Genomic DNA, 14742 nt, shown 5'->3' on the forward strand with positions numbered 1-14742 from the left:
TATAACCCGAAAAACTGCCGGGCAAAACAGTTTCTGGCGGTTATATCAGCATCCTTCTGCCTATTCTGACGAGATCAACGACGTTCAGGCCATAATCAATGAGCTGTGAAAGCTGATGCAGAAAAACGAGAGCGGTGAGGTAGGCATCTCCAATGGCAGAATGCCTGTGTTCGCTGTCTATCCTGTAGATCTTAATTAAACTTTCAAAGTCAAGTCTGAACGTGACACCCGACCCTCTTTTTCTAAGAAGCCATGCTTCAATTTCCGCTACATCCACGTATCTCTCCACCTTTACTTTCCTTTTCATCTTTTTCTTGAATGCATTCTTTAGGAATTCAACATCTATCTGGACAGCGTATCCGACCAGGATGTTGTCCTTCAAGACTTTCTCGATCTCATCTGCAATATCCTCGAACCTCGGTGCTTCTCTGAGATCGTTCTCTGTTATTCCGTGATACTTGACTGAATCCACCCTGAACTTCTCTGGCCTGACGAATGTGCAGTATACCTTGTCCATATCTATTTTCAGATTTCTGATGGGAATTACTGCGATGGACAGTATCTCGTCCTTCTTCGTATTCAATCCGGTGGTTTCCAGATCGATTATACAGTAATTCTGTTCATACAAATCGCTTGCCATCCTCAACAACCCGCAGAACTTCGTCGATATACTTCCTGAGGTATATGATGGACTCCTTAACAATCAGGTTCTCAATTCTCTCTGTCTTATCGAACATCTTTTGTTTCAGTTTGATGAATTTCATCGCCATGTATGCCTCAGAAGCGCTTTCGGAGAGTTTACTGTCAGGGATTTTTGCCTCTCTCAACCTGTCTGCCGTGGATTTTGACAGAAGGTCCCCCCTGAGAATTGACACGTATCTTGCGAATTTCTCCACCACCTCACAGCAGTTCTCGTAATTTAACTTTCTCGGGGATACTTCCAGCAGAAAGTCCCTAATCTCCTCCCTTCTGCTGTCCATTTTTTTCTCGATTTCCTCTCTGAATCTGATGTATGTCTTCCCCTCTCCGTAAATGTATCTGGAGTCCACAAGTCTCGATAGTCCCTCCACATCATCCTGAAATGAATGCAGGTCCGAAACTGATACAAAGTCCTCGAGCATTTCAGATATTTCAGTATTCCGCCCGTTAAACGAAATCAGTTCATAACTGACCGGAAACTCGACTTCCCTTCTTCCAAAACTGCCTATTACTGCGAACGTCGACCTCTCCCCAGAAAGCCTGCTGGTGAGTATTTTCTCCACTACGCTATCTGTCACAGGAACGATAATGGATGAAATTCTGTCATAGCTGAAACCGAGATTTATGAATCTTCTGATAGTGGTTTCAACTTCGTTCAGTATTGTTTCAATATCTCCCGGTTTTTCAAGTTCTTTAATTCTTCTCGGGAGATTCAACAGGGACATCTGTGGCTCAAAGTGTTTGAGAAGATTCTTCACGGTGATAACTCCGACAATTTTACCGTTTTCAGCAACTGCCAGATGGTTAATCCCATACTCCACGAACTTTCTGTATGCATCGAAGAGTGAAGAGGTAACATCGACTGCCTGAACGGGGCTTGTCATGACCTCTCCTGCCTGCCTCGACAGGTTTTCCATCTTCCCGGCAACAAGTCTGACCACATCTGAGTGGGTTATTATCCCGACAGGGTTTTTCGAGTTGTTAAGCACGATCACACTCCCGACGTTGTGCCTGTCCATAAGCTGAACAACATCAATCAGTGTATCGCTTTCCATACATGTGACAGGTTGTTTGGAGATCACCTCAGATATTCTTAACGAGAAAAGTTTTACAACCCCATTTTCCTCAGAATGGACGAGCTCTCCGAACCTCTTTGATATGAGGTTATTCACAAAGTCCGAAAAATCCTGACTGTTCGGGAGCACCTTTGAAATATCACCGGCCTTAAATTCAAAACAGATTGTGTCTGAAATCGCTCTGCCCTCAAATTCAGTTTTTTCTCTTTTCAGAGCAGATGTCCAGCCGACAAATTCACCCTCACCAATCGTTTCGACAAGCTCACTTTCGTGAAATAATCCGATTTCTCCACTTCTCACGAGGTAGATTTTGTCCAGAACCTTTCCCCGTTTGAAAACAGTCTTGCCGGACTTGTAAAGGGAAACACTCATTTTTCCCACAAGGTAGGCTATGTCCTCCTGATTCAGATAGTAAAAGGGTTTTATTTTCGATAGATATTCTGCCGGAGGGAGAATCTGGTTCATATAAGAAAAAATAAAGATTATTTAGCTTTCCAGAGCCTTCTTCACGATTTCGTAGGCCTTCTTCGCCTCTTCAACTGCCACATCACTCTCGAGGGTTGTAATGTCTCCGAGGTCCTTACCCTCAGCCACGGCTCTGAGCAGTCTTCTCATGATCTTTCCGCTTCTTGTCTTTGGAAGTGTATCGACGAACGTTATGAGCGCATCCGAGGCAACAACAGGACCCATGGTGGATCTGAGGTGCTTCTTCAGCTCTGAAACCATCTCATCGCTTGGTTCGTAGCCCTTCTTCAGGACGACATATATGAGTGGGACTTCTCCTTTTATCTCATCGCTCTTGCCAACACACGCAGCCTCAGCAACAGCCGAGTGGCTCACTAACGCAGACTCGACCTCAGCAGTTCCGATTCTGTGACCTGCCACCTTCAGGATGTCATCCGCTCTGCCAAGCACCCAGACGTACCCATCTGGATCGAGCATTGCAAAGTCTCCAGTGTAGTAATACCATCCCTTGCTCTTGTATTTGCCAAAGTAGACGTCTATGTACCTCTCCGGGTCCTTGAACAGTGTCATCAGCATTCCCGGCCATGGGTTTGTTATGACATAGTAACCCCTCTTGCCCGGCTCGACCGGATTACCATCGTCATCGAAAACGGCAACGTTAATACCGGGAATCGGAAATCCGTTTGTACCTGGTTTCAATGGGGTAATCTTCCCAAGTCCGGGGAAGTGGCCGGTAATAATTCCTCCCGTCTCGGTCATCCACCAGGTGCTCGTAACGACGGCATCGTTATGTCCGAAAACCTTGTAGTACCAGTTCCAGGCCTCTGGATTGATTGGTTCACCGACACTGTTGACGATTCTCAGCGTGGAGAGGTCGTACTTCGTGAATGTCTCCTCCGGTTCTCTCATCAGCATCCTGATCGCTGTTGGGGCGGTGTAGAATATCGTGACTCCATATCTCTCGATCATGGCTGCCCATCTGCCGATGTCGGGATAGTTCGGAGCGCCCTCATACATTATGCTCGTTGCCCCTGTCATGAGCGGGCCGTAGACGATGTAGCTGTGGCCGGTTATCCAGCCGATGTCCGCAGTACACCAGTAGATATCGTCATCCTGTATGTCCCATATCATTTTCATTGTGGCATAGAGGTGGACCGCATAGCCACCAACAGAGTGCTGGGCACCCTTTGGTCTGCCCGTTGTACCTGAGGTGTAGAGTATGAAGCTGAAATCCTCGGATCCGAGAGGTACACACTCGACCTCTACGTTGCCGGAAATGTCCTCAAGCAGCTCATCATGCCAGACGTCTCTGTCCTCATACCAGCTGATTTCGTTTCCTGCTCTCTTCACCACAATGACCTTTTCGACCTTGTGTCCCTCTCTCTCGCAGATTTTCACGGCCTCATCCACGATTGGCTTCAGAGGTACCACTTTGCCCCTTCTGTAAACACCATCAGATGTTACGACAATTCTTGCTCCGGCATCCATTATTCTTATTGCGAGAGCTTCAGCGCTGAATCCACTGAAAACAATACTGTGCTTCGCACCAAGCCTCTGGACGGCGAGCATGTAGAACGGAAGTTCGGGGATCATTGGCATGTAGAATGTGAGAATCTCATCCTTCTTCACCCCGAGCTTCTCTTTCAGCATGTATGCAATTCTGTTTGACTCCCTGTAGAGATCATAGTACGTTATTTTTCTGACTTCAAGAGGTTCACCTTTCTCGTCAACCGGTTCACCTTCCCAGATAATCGCGACCTTGTTCTTTCTACCCTGCTCAATCTGCCAGTCTGCACATAAATACGCCAGATTGGTCTCTCCCCCGATAAACCATCTGTAGAATGGTGGATTGCTGTCATCGAGGACCTTGTCCCATTTCTTGAACCAGAATATCTCATTTGCCCACTTCTCCCACCACTTCTCGAGAGATTCCCTGTCTTTCAGTATATCCTCCCTGAACTTTCGGAAGTCCTCGATTTCCCAGACTCTATCTTTCCAGCTTGGTGGAACTATGTAGTTCTCAAATTCTTTTTTTAAATTCTCAATCGGGTCTGTCATACAGGTTATGGGTGTAAAATTATGATATTAAAACGTTTCGAATTATTGATAATGAGAAAAACGTAAAACTCTTATATCAGGGCCATTATACCGGGTTATTCCTTATTAATTCTGCAGAACTCCCGAATTACTGGCAGAGAATTCACGAAGCCTGATACAATTGCTTCCTTCTCGTATGTCTTCTACGGGTAGTTATTCAGTCTAATGAGCCGGAGTTACCTTTTGAGAATGGAATAGACTTCAGATAACTCTTTCATCAGGTGGATCAGCTCTTTCAGCTCATGGAAATTGTCAGTTTGCATGGCTTTATCGAGCAGCCTGCTGAAGAGCCTGTCGATTTTTTCTGTGATTGTGTTTATGTTCCCATCGTGATCGGCTCTGACAGTTTTCCGGTGGACATTCTCCCGGCGGGTATCCCTTTTTTCTTCAGTTTTTATTTTCAGGGTTTTTCCATTCTCGCTTTCAATAATTTCAAACTCTTTTTTACACGATGGACAGAAAACGGTCTCGTCTTTCTGAAAGAGGGGAAGCATGCAGTCTGGACAGTGAAGGCTGAGCATTTTTGCTCCTTTCATCAAAAGTTCAGCAGCTTCCGAAATTTTTTTATCTTGAGTCATTGGAGAGAGTAAAGACGCCAAGATATTTAATTTTGTTTGGGGGTGGTAGCTTGAGTGATGCTATGAACGAAGTGCTTGAAACTCTGGACAGAATTATCCACGACGATAGTGTTCCGAGAAATGTTAGGAAAACCGCTGGTGAGATTAAAGAAGACCTGCTGGCCGGTGGAGACATCTCGCTTAAGGCCGCCAGTGCAATTTCGATCCTTGAGGATCTCTCGGCCGATCCGAATCTTCCGATGCATGTGAGGACAATGATCTGGAACCTGGTCAGCAATCTTGAGAGACTTACGGTTCAGTAATTCTACCTCAAATTTTCTCCAAAAATTGTTGCGCATATTGGTTTGCGATTTCTCCGGAAATTCATATAATTTCTGCATGGGATAGGTGGTGCTCTGACTCGAGGGCCATTGTCACTGGCACTTTATAGAAAATCTATATAATTTGGTTTGCAAAATTGGAATGTGGAAAGGCAGTTTGTGAGAGGGTTTATTGACGGGGCGCTTTCCGTGCTTGGTGTTGTCATAGGAGCATCAGGAGGGCAGCTTGATGTCATCATTTCTGCAGGGATAGGTGGCGGAGTCGCCAACGGCATTTCGAACGTGTTCGGTGCCTTTACAGCTGAGCGGGTGGAGGAAGAACGTGAATTTCGCGAGCTTGAAAAATCCATGCTCGTTGAGCTGAGGGAGACCGAACTTTACAGAAAGGTTAGAAAAAGGGTGATGCTCAGAGGCATCGTGGATGGCATATCAACAATTCTGGGAAGCATTGTGCCAGTACTTCCATTCATACTTGCGTACTTTCTGGATTTCTCAGTTAAGCTTGCCCTGATCGCATCTGTAACGCTGACAGCACTATCGCTTGGCATTCTTGGATTGTACTTTGGAAGCGTTTCAAAGCAAAATCTCGCAATCTCTTCGGCAAAAATGGTTCTTATGGGCCTTGTAATTGCCATTGTCTCAATAGTGATCGAGAGAGGAATTCACACTGTGGTTAAATAGTGACAGGAAAAATATCTACTTCTCTTCTTTTATTTCTGCCGGCCTGTAATGCAGGTAGAGCTTCTCTATGAATGCATCGAAGTCAATCTCCTCAAGTATGCTCCAGTCGAATGGTTCTGCGTCTCTCTCCTCTATGTAGAGTGAGTTTGTCGGGCAGACGGCTATGCATGAACCAAATCCGTCACAAAGCCTTTCGTCAATTAGCTGAACCTTCCCGTCCACCATTTTCAGTGCGCCTGTGGGACACGACTCGACACATCTTCCACATGATATGCAGGTGTCGTGGTTTATTGCAATTATCATCCTTCTTGATTTCATTCAGAACCCCCTGTGGGCTTTTTTCTCGGCTTCAATCATGCTTTCATCGATTTTGCCCTTGTATTCTTCAACGTTCCCGTTCACCCTGACGATGAACCTCCTGATTTCCTTGTCTCCTTTCTCTCTTTCCACCATCATGTGAAGTGCCTGACAGCACGGCACTTCCATTGTGAAAACCTGGACACTGCTGAACTCACCTTCCTTCATCAGCATCTGTATTTTTTCATAGACTCTTTTCGGGTCTTCAAGCATAGGACACCCTATAAGCACGGCTTTTTTCCCGAATCTGTCGGAGATTTCTCTGTTTACAAGTACTGCGCAGTCAGCAGCAATCGTAATTTCATCATCTTTCAGGAAATCCGCTTTTGGATGCACGAGCATTATTTTAACGGGCCACTGTGTCATGATAATATGTGCGCCGTCTTACAAGATATACCTTACCCCTAAGCTCTTCACCCTCCAGTGGAAATCATGGGGTGGGGGGCTTTGCCAGAAGCACGGGGAAGGCCATCACTGTTCCACAGGAAATAAAGGGGGTGGGCATTATTAATTATTAAAAAATTCTGAAAAAAACATGACTGGCCAGACGGGAGAAGGGTTAAGCGTGGGTGCTTAGTTCCTCAGTTTATCGGAAATATGCAGACTCGTCTTTCGAATATTTTGGATTTGTCCATTTTAATGACTTAATACTCATGTTTTAGTCTTCTGTTTGAGAAACAGAGATGTTACAGTGCCAGTCATACATTTCCACATGAAATCATGGGGTGGGGGAGTGTCTCTCGATCCACCTCAGAAGCCTGACGATGGCCTTTTCAATGTCTTCCCCCACACCCAATCCTCTGCAATTTCTGTCAACGAATATGTGGTAGCATTTCTCATTGTACAGGAACTCCGATTTTTCATCTCCTGAATTACGTATGTAGAATGGATATTTTCTGCAAGCCACTGGTCTGAATCGGTAAATTTTGCATCTGCTCTTTCTGAAAATACATTTATCGCCTTTCCTTTTCAGGTACACTCCTATCTTTCCGTAGCTGAAAATACTGCCGAATTTTCTGAGAATTCTTTCGTCTTCGTATCCGAGAGAAATATCATATTCCCCGCAGCAGTACCCGCAGTGGATGCACCTCCAGCGTTTGAACTCGCTGTATGGTGCGAGTTCCATGACACTCCAAATCCGTTACTGTTAAAAATACAGCTTGTTATGGCATATCATGGGTAAGACCATCACCGAAAAAATATTCTCTATGGCCTCCGGGAAGGATGTGAAATCGGGAGAATACGTTTTTGCGAAAATAGACAGAGCAATGATTCATGATATAACCGGACCCCTTGCCGTAAAGGCTTTCAGGGAAATTGCTGGTGAGAATGGGAAGGTCTGGGACAGCTCAAAAATCATCATGGCGTTTGACCATCAGGCTCCTGCCGATAGTGTTGTTGCAGCCGAAAATCAGAAAATGCTGAGGATATTTGCCGGAGAGCAGAACATTCTGAATTATGACATTAAGGAGGGAATTGCTCACCAGATTATGGTTGAAAAAGGCCACGTTCTTCCGGGAATGCTTGTGGTTGGGGCTGACAGCCATACCTGCATGTATGGCGCCCTTGGGGCGTTTTCAACCGGTATAGGCTCCACTGACATGGGTGCGGTATTCGCTCTTGGCAAGCTCTGGTTCAAGGTGCCTGAGACGATCAGGTTTGAGGTCAATGGAACTCTGCCTCACAGGGTTTACAGCAAGGACATTGTGCTGAAGATAATCGGCATGATTGGTGCAGATGGTGCGAATTACAAAGCCGCCGAATTCGCAGGCACGACCATTGAGAAGATGGAGATGTCCCAGCGCTTCACAATCACTAACATGGCGATAGAAATGGGTGCAAAAACGGGCATAATCGAGCCCGATGCTGAGACTGAGAGGTATTTAAGGAACATTGGAGTTGAAGGAAAGCTCGAGGACTGGGAGTGGCTGAGAAGTGATGAGGATTCAGATTACTTCAGAAGAATCGAGCTTGATGTGAGCGATCTTGAGCCTCAGGTTGCTCTGCCCCACTCGGTCGACAACGTTAAACCCGTGAGTGAGGTTGAGGGAATAAAGGCCGATCAAGTCTTTATAGGCTCATGCACCAATGGCAGATATGGGGATCTGAAAATAGCTGCCGAGATTCTGGAAGGCGAGCAGGTTGCAAGCGGAACGAGGCTCATAGTGATTCCAGCTTCGAGATCGATTTACATGAAGGCTCTGAGGGAGGGGCTGATTGACACATTCGTTGATGCTGGAGCGGTTGTGGAATTTCCGAGCTGCGGCCCGTGCATGGGTGGGAGCTTCGGTCTGATTGCCGGAGGGGAGACGAGCATTTCTACATCGAACAGAAACTTCATAGGAAGGCAGGGCAGTCCTGAGGGCAGGGTGTATCTTGTCTCTCCCGCCACTGCAGCAGCAACAGCGATTTATGGCCAGATAACAGATCCGAGAAAAGTTTGAAACAGCATCTCCTTATTTTTACAGTTTTGGCCAACGGATGTGATGGGCTGGCTTTTTTGCTCTTCTGGTGGCAGATTTAAAGGCCTTTCAGAAAAACTTATCTTGTGAACTGAAAAACTTAATCACAATGAGTCGTGCAGAAAAACTTACAGACCAGATTCTTGAGAGAATTAAGGGTAAAGACGTTAAGGTGAAGAGGGAAGACATTCTCAGAAGGATGAAACTTCTCATTGAGGAATTCAAGGTTCCGGAAAGTGAGGCAGTAAGGACTATAATGAACTATCTGGTCAGAGAATATGGAATTCCCAGGGAAGAGCTTTTCGATAGAGACAGTCCTCTCGTAAAAATTGCCGACATTTCAAAGGTTAACCAGTGGGTCAGCCTCAAGGCCAAGGTTGTTCAGCTCTGGGATTCCAATTCTCCAAACGTCTCGCAGGTCGGTCTGATTGGCGATGAAACGGGAATTGTGAAGTTTGTCGTGTGGGCGAAGGCCAGTCAGCCCGAGGTTGAGGAGGGAAAGAGCTACATTTTCAGAAACGTCGTTACTGATAGCTTTCAGGGGAGGATGCAGATAAATGTAACGAGGACAAGCAGAATTGAGGAGATCGATGAGGACATCCAGCTACCTCCAAGGGAGATCGAAGTAGTCGGATCGATGGTGGCGATCCAGCAGAACAGTGGACTTGTCAAGAGATGCAATGAGTGCGGAAGGGTGCTGAACAAGGGCGTGTGCCATCAGCATGGAAAGGTTGAGGGTTACGATGACCTCAGGATCAAAGCCGTGATCGATGACGGTGAGAACGTTTATGAGATAATTTTAAACGAGGAAAACATTAGGGAGCTTACCGGGATTGGGCTTGAGGATGCTTTGAAGATAGCACACGAGACCCTCGACAGGAATGCAGTTCTTTTGGAGCTTAAAAATATGCTTCTGGGGAGGTACTTCAGGGTAAAAGGACTTAGAGGAGGCAGATATTTGCTTGTCAAGGAAATTTCGGTTCACAAACCAAAGGCTGATGATTTTAATGAGATTCTGGAGGCATTGGCATGATGAGGAGGAGAGAGGTCGCCAAAAGGGTGTTTGCTTACGAACTTTTGAGAAGCACACATCAGATAGAATCTGAGGGTCTGAGGTATGTTCTCACGCCAACCGGCGAGAGGGTGAACAGAATTTTCAGCGTCGCGGTTCTGCTTGATAAGGAGGAAATTGGTGCAGATACCAACAACTGGAGGCTGAGGCTTGCAGATCCTACCGGGACTTTTTTTGCGACCGTAGGAAAATTCCAGCCAGAAGCGCTCGAAACGATCAATGAAATGAACGTTCCGGAGCTCGTGGCAATCGTTGGAAAGCCGAGAGTTTTTGAGGGAGTTTCGAGAAAGCTAATCTCAATCAGACCCGAAAACATAGTTGCCGTTGATCTCTCTGTCAGAGACTACTGGGTTCTTGAAACTGCCAGACGAACATTGGAAAGGATCGAAGCGATGGAGAAAAGGGAAGGTGAGGACGTGGAACTTGCCTGGACAGTCTATGATCCAGACCTGAACGAGTACAGGGATATGGTGAAAAAGGCGCTTCTGACGGTGAAGGAAGACGTTGAAATTATGGAAAAACTTGAGGAACCTCCACGTGAGGATGAACCCGAAGAGGAGTTCGATTTCGAAGAGTTTGAATTTGAGGAAGAGGAGTTCGATTTAACCGACCTTCTGGAGGATTGAAGATGGCGGCTGAAAGAGTTAGGGAAATCTCGACATCTCTCATAAGGAGGATGTTTGAGATTGTGGAAAGGGCTAAAAGGGAAGGAAAGGATGTCATAAATCTCAGCATTGGTGAACCGGACTTTTCAACGCCTGCTGAGCTTATTGACCTCGCACATGAGTACATGAGAAAGGGTTACACGCACTACACACCCAATCTGGGCTTAGAGGAGCTTAGGGAAGTCATTGCTGAGCGATATGGGGTGGAAAAGGATGAGGTGATGGTTACCGTTGGTGCGAGTGAAGCATTGCTCAACGCATCCCTCGCCTTCATAGAGCAGGGATCAGACGTTCTGATACACACACCGTCGTTCCTCTCTTACTTCACGTACGCCAGGCTTGGCATGGGAAATATTGTGGAAATCAGCACTTTTTCGGATTTCAGGCTCAATCCTGATGATGTGGCAGAAAAGCTATCCGGTAACACCTCTTTAATGTTTCTGAACTTTCCCACCAATCCAACGGGTGCTGTGCTTGGTCAGAAAGAGCTTGATGCTGTCCATCAGGCGCTGGATGGAAGGGCAGTTATTGTGAGTGATGAGGTTTACGACAGGATTTACTACGATAAAAAGCCGGGAACCCTTGCGGGCTACGAGAACGCAGTTGTTGTCAATGCATTCTCCAAAACGCTTGCAATGACCGGCTGGAGAATTGGGTTTGTTATCGCTGACAGAGATCTGCTGGATGAAATGCTTAAAGTCCATCAGGTGAACGGTGTCTGTGCCCCGGCATTCGCCCAGAAGGCTGTTGCGGATTTCATGGCCGATGGTAAGGACAGAGAATTCGTGGAAGGCATGGTGAGGGAATTCAGAAAGAGAAGGGACTTTGTTGTTTCCAGGCTCAAAAGGCATTTTGATGTTGTTGAGCCGCAGGGCGCATTCTATGTGTTCGCAAAAGCATATAGCGGTTTCATTGAGGACGTTCTGCTCGAAAAGGGCGTGGCTTTGACTCCTGGAAATGCATTTGGTTCCGGACTTGAAGACTACTTCAGGCTTAGCTACGCAACATCCATGGAGAATCTGGAAAAGGCGATGGACAGAATTGATGAATTCATGGAAGAAAAGAAATACTGATTTCCCTTATTTTTGTTTTGTCCGTCAGTTCAGTTGAGCCTGAGAGCCAGCTTTAGGACTGCCTCCTCCTTGCCCATCAGGTGATATTCCGGCCCAAACCGCTTTTCGACCTCGAAACCGTATTTCCGGAAGATGTGTATGCTGCATGCGTTGTTCTCGTTTATGAACGCTATGAGCTTCTTTATACCCTCTTTCCTGGCAAACTCAATTGCTGCTCTCACGAGACTCTGGCCTATTCCCTGGTACTGGAATTCGTCATGCACAACGAAGCCAATCTCTCCGGAACCGGTCTCATGCATGATTATTCTGAGCTCTCCGACAATTCCGAAATCCTTTTCCTCGGCCACTATTGAATAGACCCTCTCAAAATCAACCTTCTGGAACATCTCTCTGACCTCTTCTTCCGTAAATCTTTCAGCCCTCATGTATTTCAGCGTTGAGTCTGACAGAGTTGTGTACATTTTGATCAGAGAATCCAGATCGTTTTCATTCAGGGGTCTGATTCTGATTACCCTGCCTTTCGGTGTGAGCATCTTTTTCTGCATTTGCTGTTCATTTGGGGGTGAGGATTTATAAACTTAAATAATAATGATAAAAAATTAGCAATAAAATTATCACCTGAAACCACTAAATTTTTAATGTTTCATGAAAAGTCTGGAAACATGAAATTCACTGCAGATGTCATTATAAGCCTGAAAAAAGGGGTAATCGACCCTGAGGGAGAGGCAACGAAAAAAGCGCTCAATCTTCTCGGTTTCAGAAACGTGAGCAGGGTTGAATCCATGAAAATCTTCAGGATTGAGCTTTCTGCCAAAACAAAAGAAGATGCTGAGGACATGCTTAAAGAGATGTGTGACAGGCTGCTCGCTAACCCCGTAATTCAGGACTACTCCATAAGGTGGGTAGAGTGATGTACAGACTGATACATCCTGAACCTGAGGTTTATGAAATTGATGTACTGAATGCGGACGATTCCCAGCTTGAGAGAATAAGCAATGATCTTGGACTGAATTTAAATCTGGACGAGATGCACAGGGTTAAGGGTTATTTTGCTGAGAAGGGAAGAAATCCAACCGACATAGAGCTTCAATCTATCGCCCAGGCGTGGAGCGAGCATTGCTGTTATAAAAGCTCCAAGTACTACCTCAAAAAGTATCTGCTCGGTTACAGGCCTGATTATGTCCTCTCCACAACAGACGATGCGGGTGTGGTTGAATTCGACGAGAATTACGCTTATGTGATTGGTTTCGAGAGCCACAACCATCCATCTGCGATTGAGCCGTACGGTGGAGCTGCTACCGGAATTGGCGGGATTCTGAGAGATGTTGTTTGCATGGGTGCTCAGCCCGTTGCGCTCATCGATCCGCTCTTTTTTGGCGAACCTGACACAGCGCATGAAAACCTCCCGAAAGGGACGAAGCACCCCCTGTATCTTGTCTCCGGTGTTGTTGCCGGAATCAGGGATTACGGTAACAGGGTTGGAATTCCCACGGTTTCGGGAATGGTGTTTTTTGATAACAGCTATCTCACAAACTGTCTCGTTAACGTTGGCTGCATTGGAATTGCGAGAAAGGACAGAGTAATTCCCAGCAGGGTTGGAGGTAAGGGAGAGGTCATAATCCTGGCAGGTGGGGCAACCGGGAGAGATGGGATTCACGGTGTAACATTTGCGAGTGCTGAGCTGGATGAGACGAGTGAGGAAACCTCCAGAAGCGCAGTGCAGCTCGGAAATCCCATAATGAAGGAGCCATTGATGCATGCATGCCTTGAAATCGTTGAAAAGGGACTCGTGTCAGGAATGAAGGACCTCGGAGGAGGAGGGCTGAGCGGAGCAGTAGGAGAGATGAGCCTCGCTGGGAACTGCGGAGCAAAGGTCTGGCTTGACAAGGTTCACCTTAAGGAAGAGGGCATGAAGCCATGGGAGATCTGGGTGAGTGAGAGCCAGGAAAGGATGCTCCTCTCCATAAAACCGCAGCATGTTGATGAGGTTCTTCACATCTTTGCGAAATGGGATGTGCCGGCCAGAATAATTGGAGTTACGACCGATGATAAGAAGATGAGGGTTTACTGGGGAGACAGGCTGATATACGACATGGATATCGAATTCGTTTCAAAAGGACCAGAATACTGCAGAACCTATGTTGCAAAAGAGCCAGAAAAAGAGTTTGGAGATGAGATCAGAGATGTCGGGAATCATGAAAGTTTGATTCTGGAAATGCTCTCTCACCCCAACGTTGCAAGCAAGGAGTGGGTGATAAGGCAGTACGATCACGAGGTCAGGGCTGGGACGGCACTGAAACCACTTCAGGGCATTCTCGGACACGAGGGTCATGGTGATGCGGCCGTTATTAAGCCGACTGAGTCATTCAGGGGAATTGCGGTAACGGCTGATGTGAACCCGTGGATGACAGCCGTGGACCCGTTCTGGGGTTCGGCCAGCTCCTTCGACGAGATGGTGAGAAATCTGGTTGCGGTGAACAGCAGACCACACAGCTTTGTTGACTGCCTGAACTTCGGAAATCCTGAGAAGCCTGATAGAATGGGAGAGTTCGTTGAGAGCGTTAAGGCGCTGGGATGGATGTCGAAGGAGTTCGGTATGCCTGTTGTGAGCGGAAACGTGAGCTTCTACAATGAAACTCCTTACGGGGCAATAGCTCCGACTCCGTCACTGATCGGTGTCGGAATCGTGGAGGACGTGAGAAAGGCGGTGACTGCGGATTTCAAGAAAGAAGGCAGTGTGATCATCTTGGTTGGGGATACTGAGAAGGAATTCGGAGGGAGTCTGTATTCGAAGATAACAGGAATGCAGAGCCCGAGAGTGCCGAGGACCGATCCCGCGAAGCTCAGAAAATATGTGAATGCAATGCTCGAGGCATTCTCGAAATTCAAAATCAGGGCCTGTCATGACGTCTCTACAGGTGGTGTGGCGGTGGCCCTCGCGGAAATGGCGTTTTCGGGGCAGGTTGGCTTTCAGGTCGAGCTTGGGAATTACATAGAGCTTTTCAGCGAGAGCAATACTAGGTGGATTGTTGAGAGTGACGAGGAGCTGGTGGAATTTTTGCAGGGTAAAGGAGTTAGCGCGAAAGTCATCGGATACACGGGAGGGGATGCCCTTGATTACGGCATCGCCAGTGTGGATTTTGACAGAGCCGAGAAGGCGTGGAGAGAGGGCTTCTCAAAATACATGGGGTGATTGA

16 protein-coding genes are annotated in these 14742 nt (G+C 46.8%); 8 read left to right on the forward strand and 8 right to left on the reverse strand.

What is annotated here, in order from left to right:
• Positions 1-40 precede the first annotated feature (40 nt).
• From LPQ35_RS04910 to LPQ35_RS04925, 4 genes are all read right to left on the reverse strand, one after another.
• Positions 41-640, reverse strand: a complete 600-nt coding sequence (locus tag LPQ35_RS04910; RefSeq protein ID WP_193807577.1) for an exonuclease domain-containing protein — start codon at positions 638-640, stop codon at positions 41-43.
• Entirely contained in the window at positions 621-2240 is a 1620-nt protein-coding gene (locus LPQ35_RS04915) for a CBS domain-containing protein (protein ID WP_193807578.1), read from the reverse strand. Before LPQ35_RS04915 ends, LPQ35_RS04910 begins: the two co-directional genes overlap by 20 nt.
• A 21-nt stretch (positions 2241-2261) precedes the next feature.
• On the reverse strand, positions 2262-4298 hold the full coding sequence (acs, locus tag LPQ35_RS04920; protein ID WP_193807579.1) for an acetate--CoA ligase: 2037 nt from the start codon (positions 4296-4298) through the stop codon (positions 2262-2264).
• A 215-nt stretch (positions 4299-4513) separates the two neighbouring features.
• Positions 4514-4873 (reverse strand): Sjogren's syndrome/scleroderma autoantigen 1 family protein, encoded by a 360-nt coding sequence (locus tag LPQ35_RS04925; protein WP_193807580.1) that lies wholly within the window; start codon positions 4871-4873, stop codon positions 4514-4516.
• A gap of 92 nt (positions 4874-4965) precedes the next feature.
• Between LPQ35_RS04925 and LPQ35_RS04930 the strand changes: the two genes are divergently transcribed.
• Positions 4966-5217: a UPF0147 family protein gene (locus LPQ35_RS04930; protein WP_318249205.1), complete on the forward strand. Its 252-nt coding sequence runs from the start codon at positions 4966-4968 to the stop codon at positions 5215-5217.
• Positions 5218-5379: 162 nt separating this feature from the next.
• Positions 5380-5916 carry a TIGR00267 family protein gene (locus LPQ35_RS04935; protein ID WP_193807581.1) on the forward strand — a complete coding sequence of 179 codons (537 nt, stop codon included), beginning with the start codon at positions 5380-5382 and terminating at the stop codon, positions 5914-5916.
• 15 nt (positions 5917-5931) lie between these two features.
• Here the strand turns inward: LPQ35_RS04935 and LPQ35_RS04940 are convergent, their stop codons facing one another.
• From LPQ35_RS04940 to LPQ35_RS04950, 3 genes are all read right to left on the reverse strand, one after another.
• Positions 5932-6234 (reverse strand): 4Fe-4S dicluster domain-containing protein, encoded by a 303-nt coding sequence (locus LPQ35_RS04940; RefSeq protein WP_193807582.1) that lies wholly within the window; start codon positions 6232-6234, stop codon positions 5932-5934.
• Positions 6235-6639: a hypothetical protein gene (locus LPQ35_RS04945; RefSeq protein ID WP_193807583.1), complete on the reverse strand. Its 405-nt coding sequence runs from the start codon at positions 6637-6639 to the stop codon at positions 6235-6237.
• A 352-nt stretch (positions 6640-6991) separates the two neighbouring features.
• Positions 6992-7399 (reverse strand): YkgJ family cysteine cluster protein, encoded by a 408-nt coding sequence (locus tag LPQ35_RS04950; protein ID WP_193807584.1) that lies wholly within the window; start codon positions 7397-7399, stop codon positions 6992-6994.
• A gap of 49 nt (positions 7400-7448) precedes the next feature.
• On the opposite strand from LPQ35_RS04950, the gene LPQ35_RS04955 reads away from it, so the two are divergent.
• The 4 genes from LPQ35_RS04955 (at position 7449) to LPQ35_RS04970 (ending at position 11545) form a co-directional block, all read left to right on the forward strand.
• Entirely contained in the window at positions 7449-8717 is a 1269-nt protein-coding gene (locus tag LPQ35_RS04955; protein ID WP_193807585.1) for an aconitase/3-isopropylmalate dehydratase large subunit family protein, read from the forward strand.
• Positions 8718-8844: 127 nt separating this feature from the next.
• Positions 8845-9768 carry a replication protein A gene (locus tag LPQ35_RS04960; protein ID WP_193807586.1) on the forward strand — a complete coding sequence of 308 codons (924 nt, stop codon included), beginning with the start codon at positions 8845-8847 and terminating at the stop codon, positions 9766-9768.
• The gene (locus LPQ35_RS04965; protein WP_346297700.1) at positions 9768-10433 is read left to right on the forward strand and encodes a hypothetical protein; all 666 of its coding nucleotides are present in this window, start codon (positions 9768-9770) and stop codon (positions 10431-10433) included. The genes LPQ35_RS04960 and LPQ35_RS04965 overlap by 1 nt, the downstream gene beginning before the upstream one ends.
• 2 nt (positions 10434-10435) lie before the next feature.
• Positions 10436-11545, forward strand: coding sequence for an aminotransferase class I/II-fold pyridoxal phosphate-dependent enzyme (locus LPQ35_RS04970; protein WP_193807588.1), 1110 nt, complete (start codon positions 10436-10438; stop codon positions 11543-11545).
• A gap of 29 nt (positions 11546-11574) precedes the next feature.
• On the opposite strand, the gene LPQ35_RS04975 is transcribed toward LPQ35_RS04970, so the two are convergent.
• The gene (locus LPQ35_RS04975) at positions 11575-12090 is read right to left on the reverse strand and encodes a GNAT family N-acetyltransferase (protein WP_193807589.1); all 516 of its coding nucleotides are present in this window, start codon (positions 12088-12090) and stop codon (positions 11575-11577) included.
• Positions 12091-12207: 117 nt separating this feature from the next.
• Between LPQ35_RS04975 and purS the strand changes: the two genes are divergently transcribed.
• Together purS and purL are read left to right on the forward strand one after the other, a co-directional pair.
• Positions 12208-12456 carry a phosphoribosylformylglycinamidine synthase subunit PurS gene (gene purS / locus LPQ35_RS04980; RefSeq protein ID WP_193807590.1) on the forward strand — a complete coding sequence of 83 codons (249 nt, stop codon included), beginning with the start codon at positions 12208-12210 and terminating at the stop codon, positions 12454-12456.
• Positions 12456-14738, forward strand: a complete 2283-nt coding sequence (gene purL, locus LPQ35_RS04985) for a phosphoribosylformylglycinamidine synthase subunit PurL (RefSeq protein WP_193807591.1) — start codon at positions 12456-12458, stop codon at positions 14736-14738. The genes purS and purL overlap by 1 nt, the downstream gene beginning before the upstream one ends.
• The last annotated feature ends 4 nt before the right edge of the window (positions 14739-14742 follow it).

The organism is Geoglobus acetivorans, from assembly GCF_039641995.1.
Lineage (GTDB): Archaea > Halobacteriota > Archaeoglobi > Archaeoglobales > Archaeoglobaceae > Geoglobus > Geoglobus acetivorans.

Coding starts and splice junctions, on each gene's coding strand:
- LPQ35_RS04910 (WP_193807577.1), bottom strand. CDS start 640: ATGGCAAGCGATTTGTATGAACAGAATTACTGTATAATCGATCTGGAA.
- LPQ35_RS04915 (WP_193807578.1), bottom strand. CDS start 2,240: ATGAACCAGATTCTCCCTCCGGCAGAATATCTATCGAAAATAAAACCC.
- acs (WP_193807579.1), bottom strand. CDS start 4,298: ATGACAGACCCGATTGAGAATTTAAAAAAAGAATTTGAGAACTACATA.
- LPQ35_RS04925 (WP_193807580.1), bottom strand. CDS start 4,873: ATGAAAGGAGCAAAAATGCTCAGCCTTCACTGTCCAGACTGCATGCTT.
- LPQ35_RS04940 (WP_193807582.1), bottom strand. CDS start 6,234: ATGAAATCAAGAAGGATGATAATTGCAATAAACCACGACACCTGCATA.
- LPQ35_RS04945 (WP_193807583.1), bottom strand. CDS start 6,639: ATGACACAGTGGCCCGTTAAAATAATGCTCGTGCATCCAAAAGCGGAT.
- LPQ35_RS04950 (WP_193807584.1), bottom strand. CDS start 7,399: ATGGAACTCGCACCATACAGCGAGTTCAAACGCTGGAGGTGCATCCAC.
- LPQ35_RS04955 (WP_193807585.1), top strand. CDS start 7,449: ATGGGTAAGACCATCACCGAAAAAATATTCTCTATGGCCTCCGGGAAG.
- LPQ35_RS04960 (WP_193807586.1), top strand. CDS start 8,845: ATGAGTCGTGCAGAAAAACTTACAGACCAGATTCTTGAGAGAATTAAG.
- LPQ35_RS04965 (WP_346297700.1), top strand. CDS start 9,768: ATGAGGAGGAGAGAGGTCGCCAAAAGGGTGTTTGCTTACGAACTTTTG.
- LPQ35_RS04970 (WP_193807588.1), top strand. CDS start 10,436: ATGGCGGCTGAAAGAGTTAGGGAAATCTCGACATCTCTCATAAGGAGG.
- LPQ35_RS04975 (WP_193807589.1), bottom strand. CDS start 12,090: ATGCAGAAAAAGATGCTCACACCGAAAGGCAGGGTAATCAGAATCAGA.
- purS (WP_193807590.1), top strand. CDS start 12,208: ATGAAATTCACTGCAGATGTCATTATAAGCCTGAAAAAAGGGGTAATC.
- purL (WP_193807591.1), top strand. CDS start 12,456: ATGTACAGACTGATACATCCTGAACCTGAGGTTTATGAAATTGATGTA.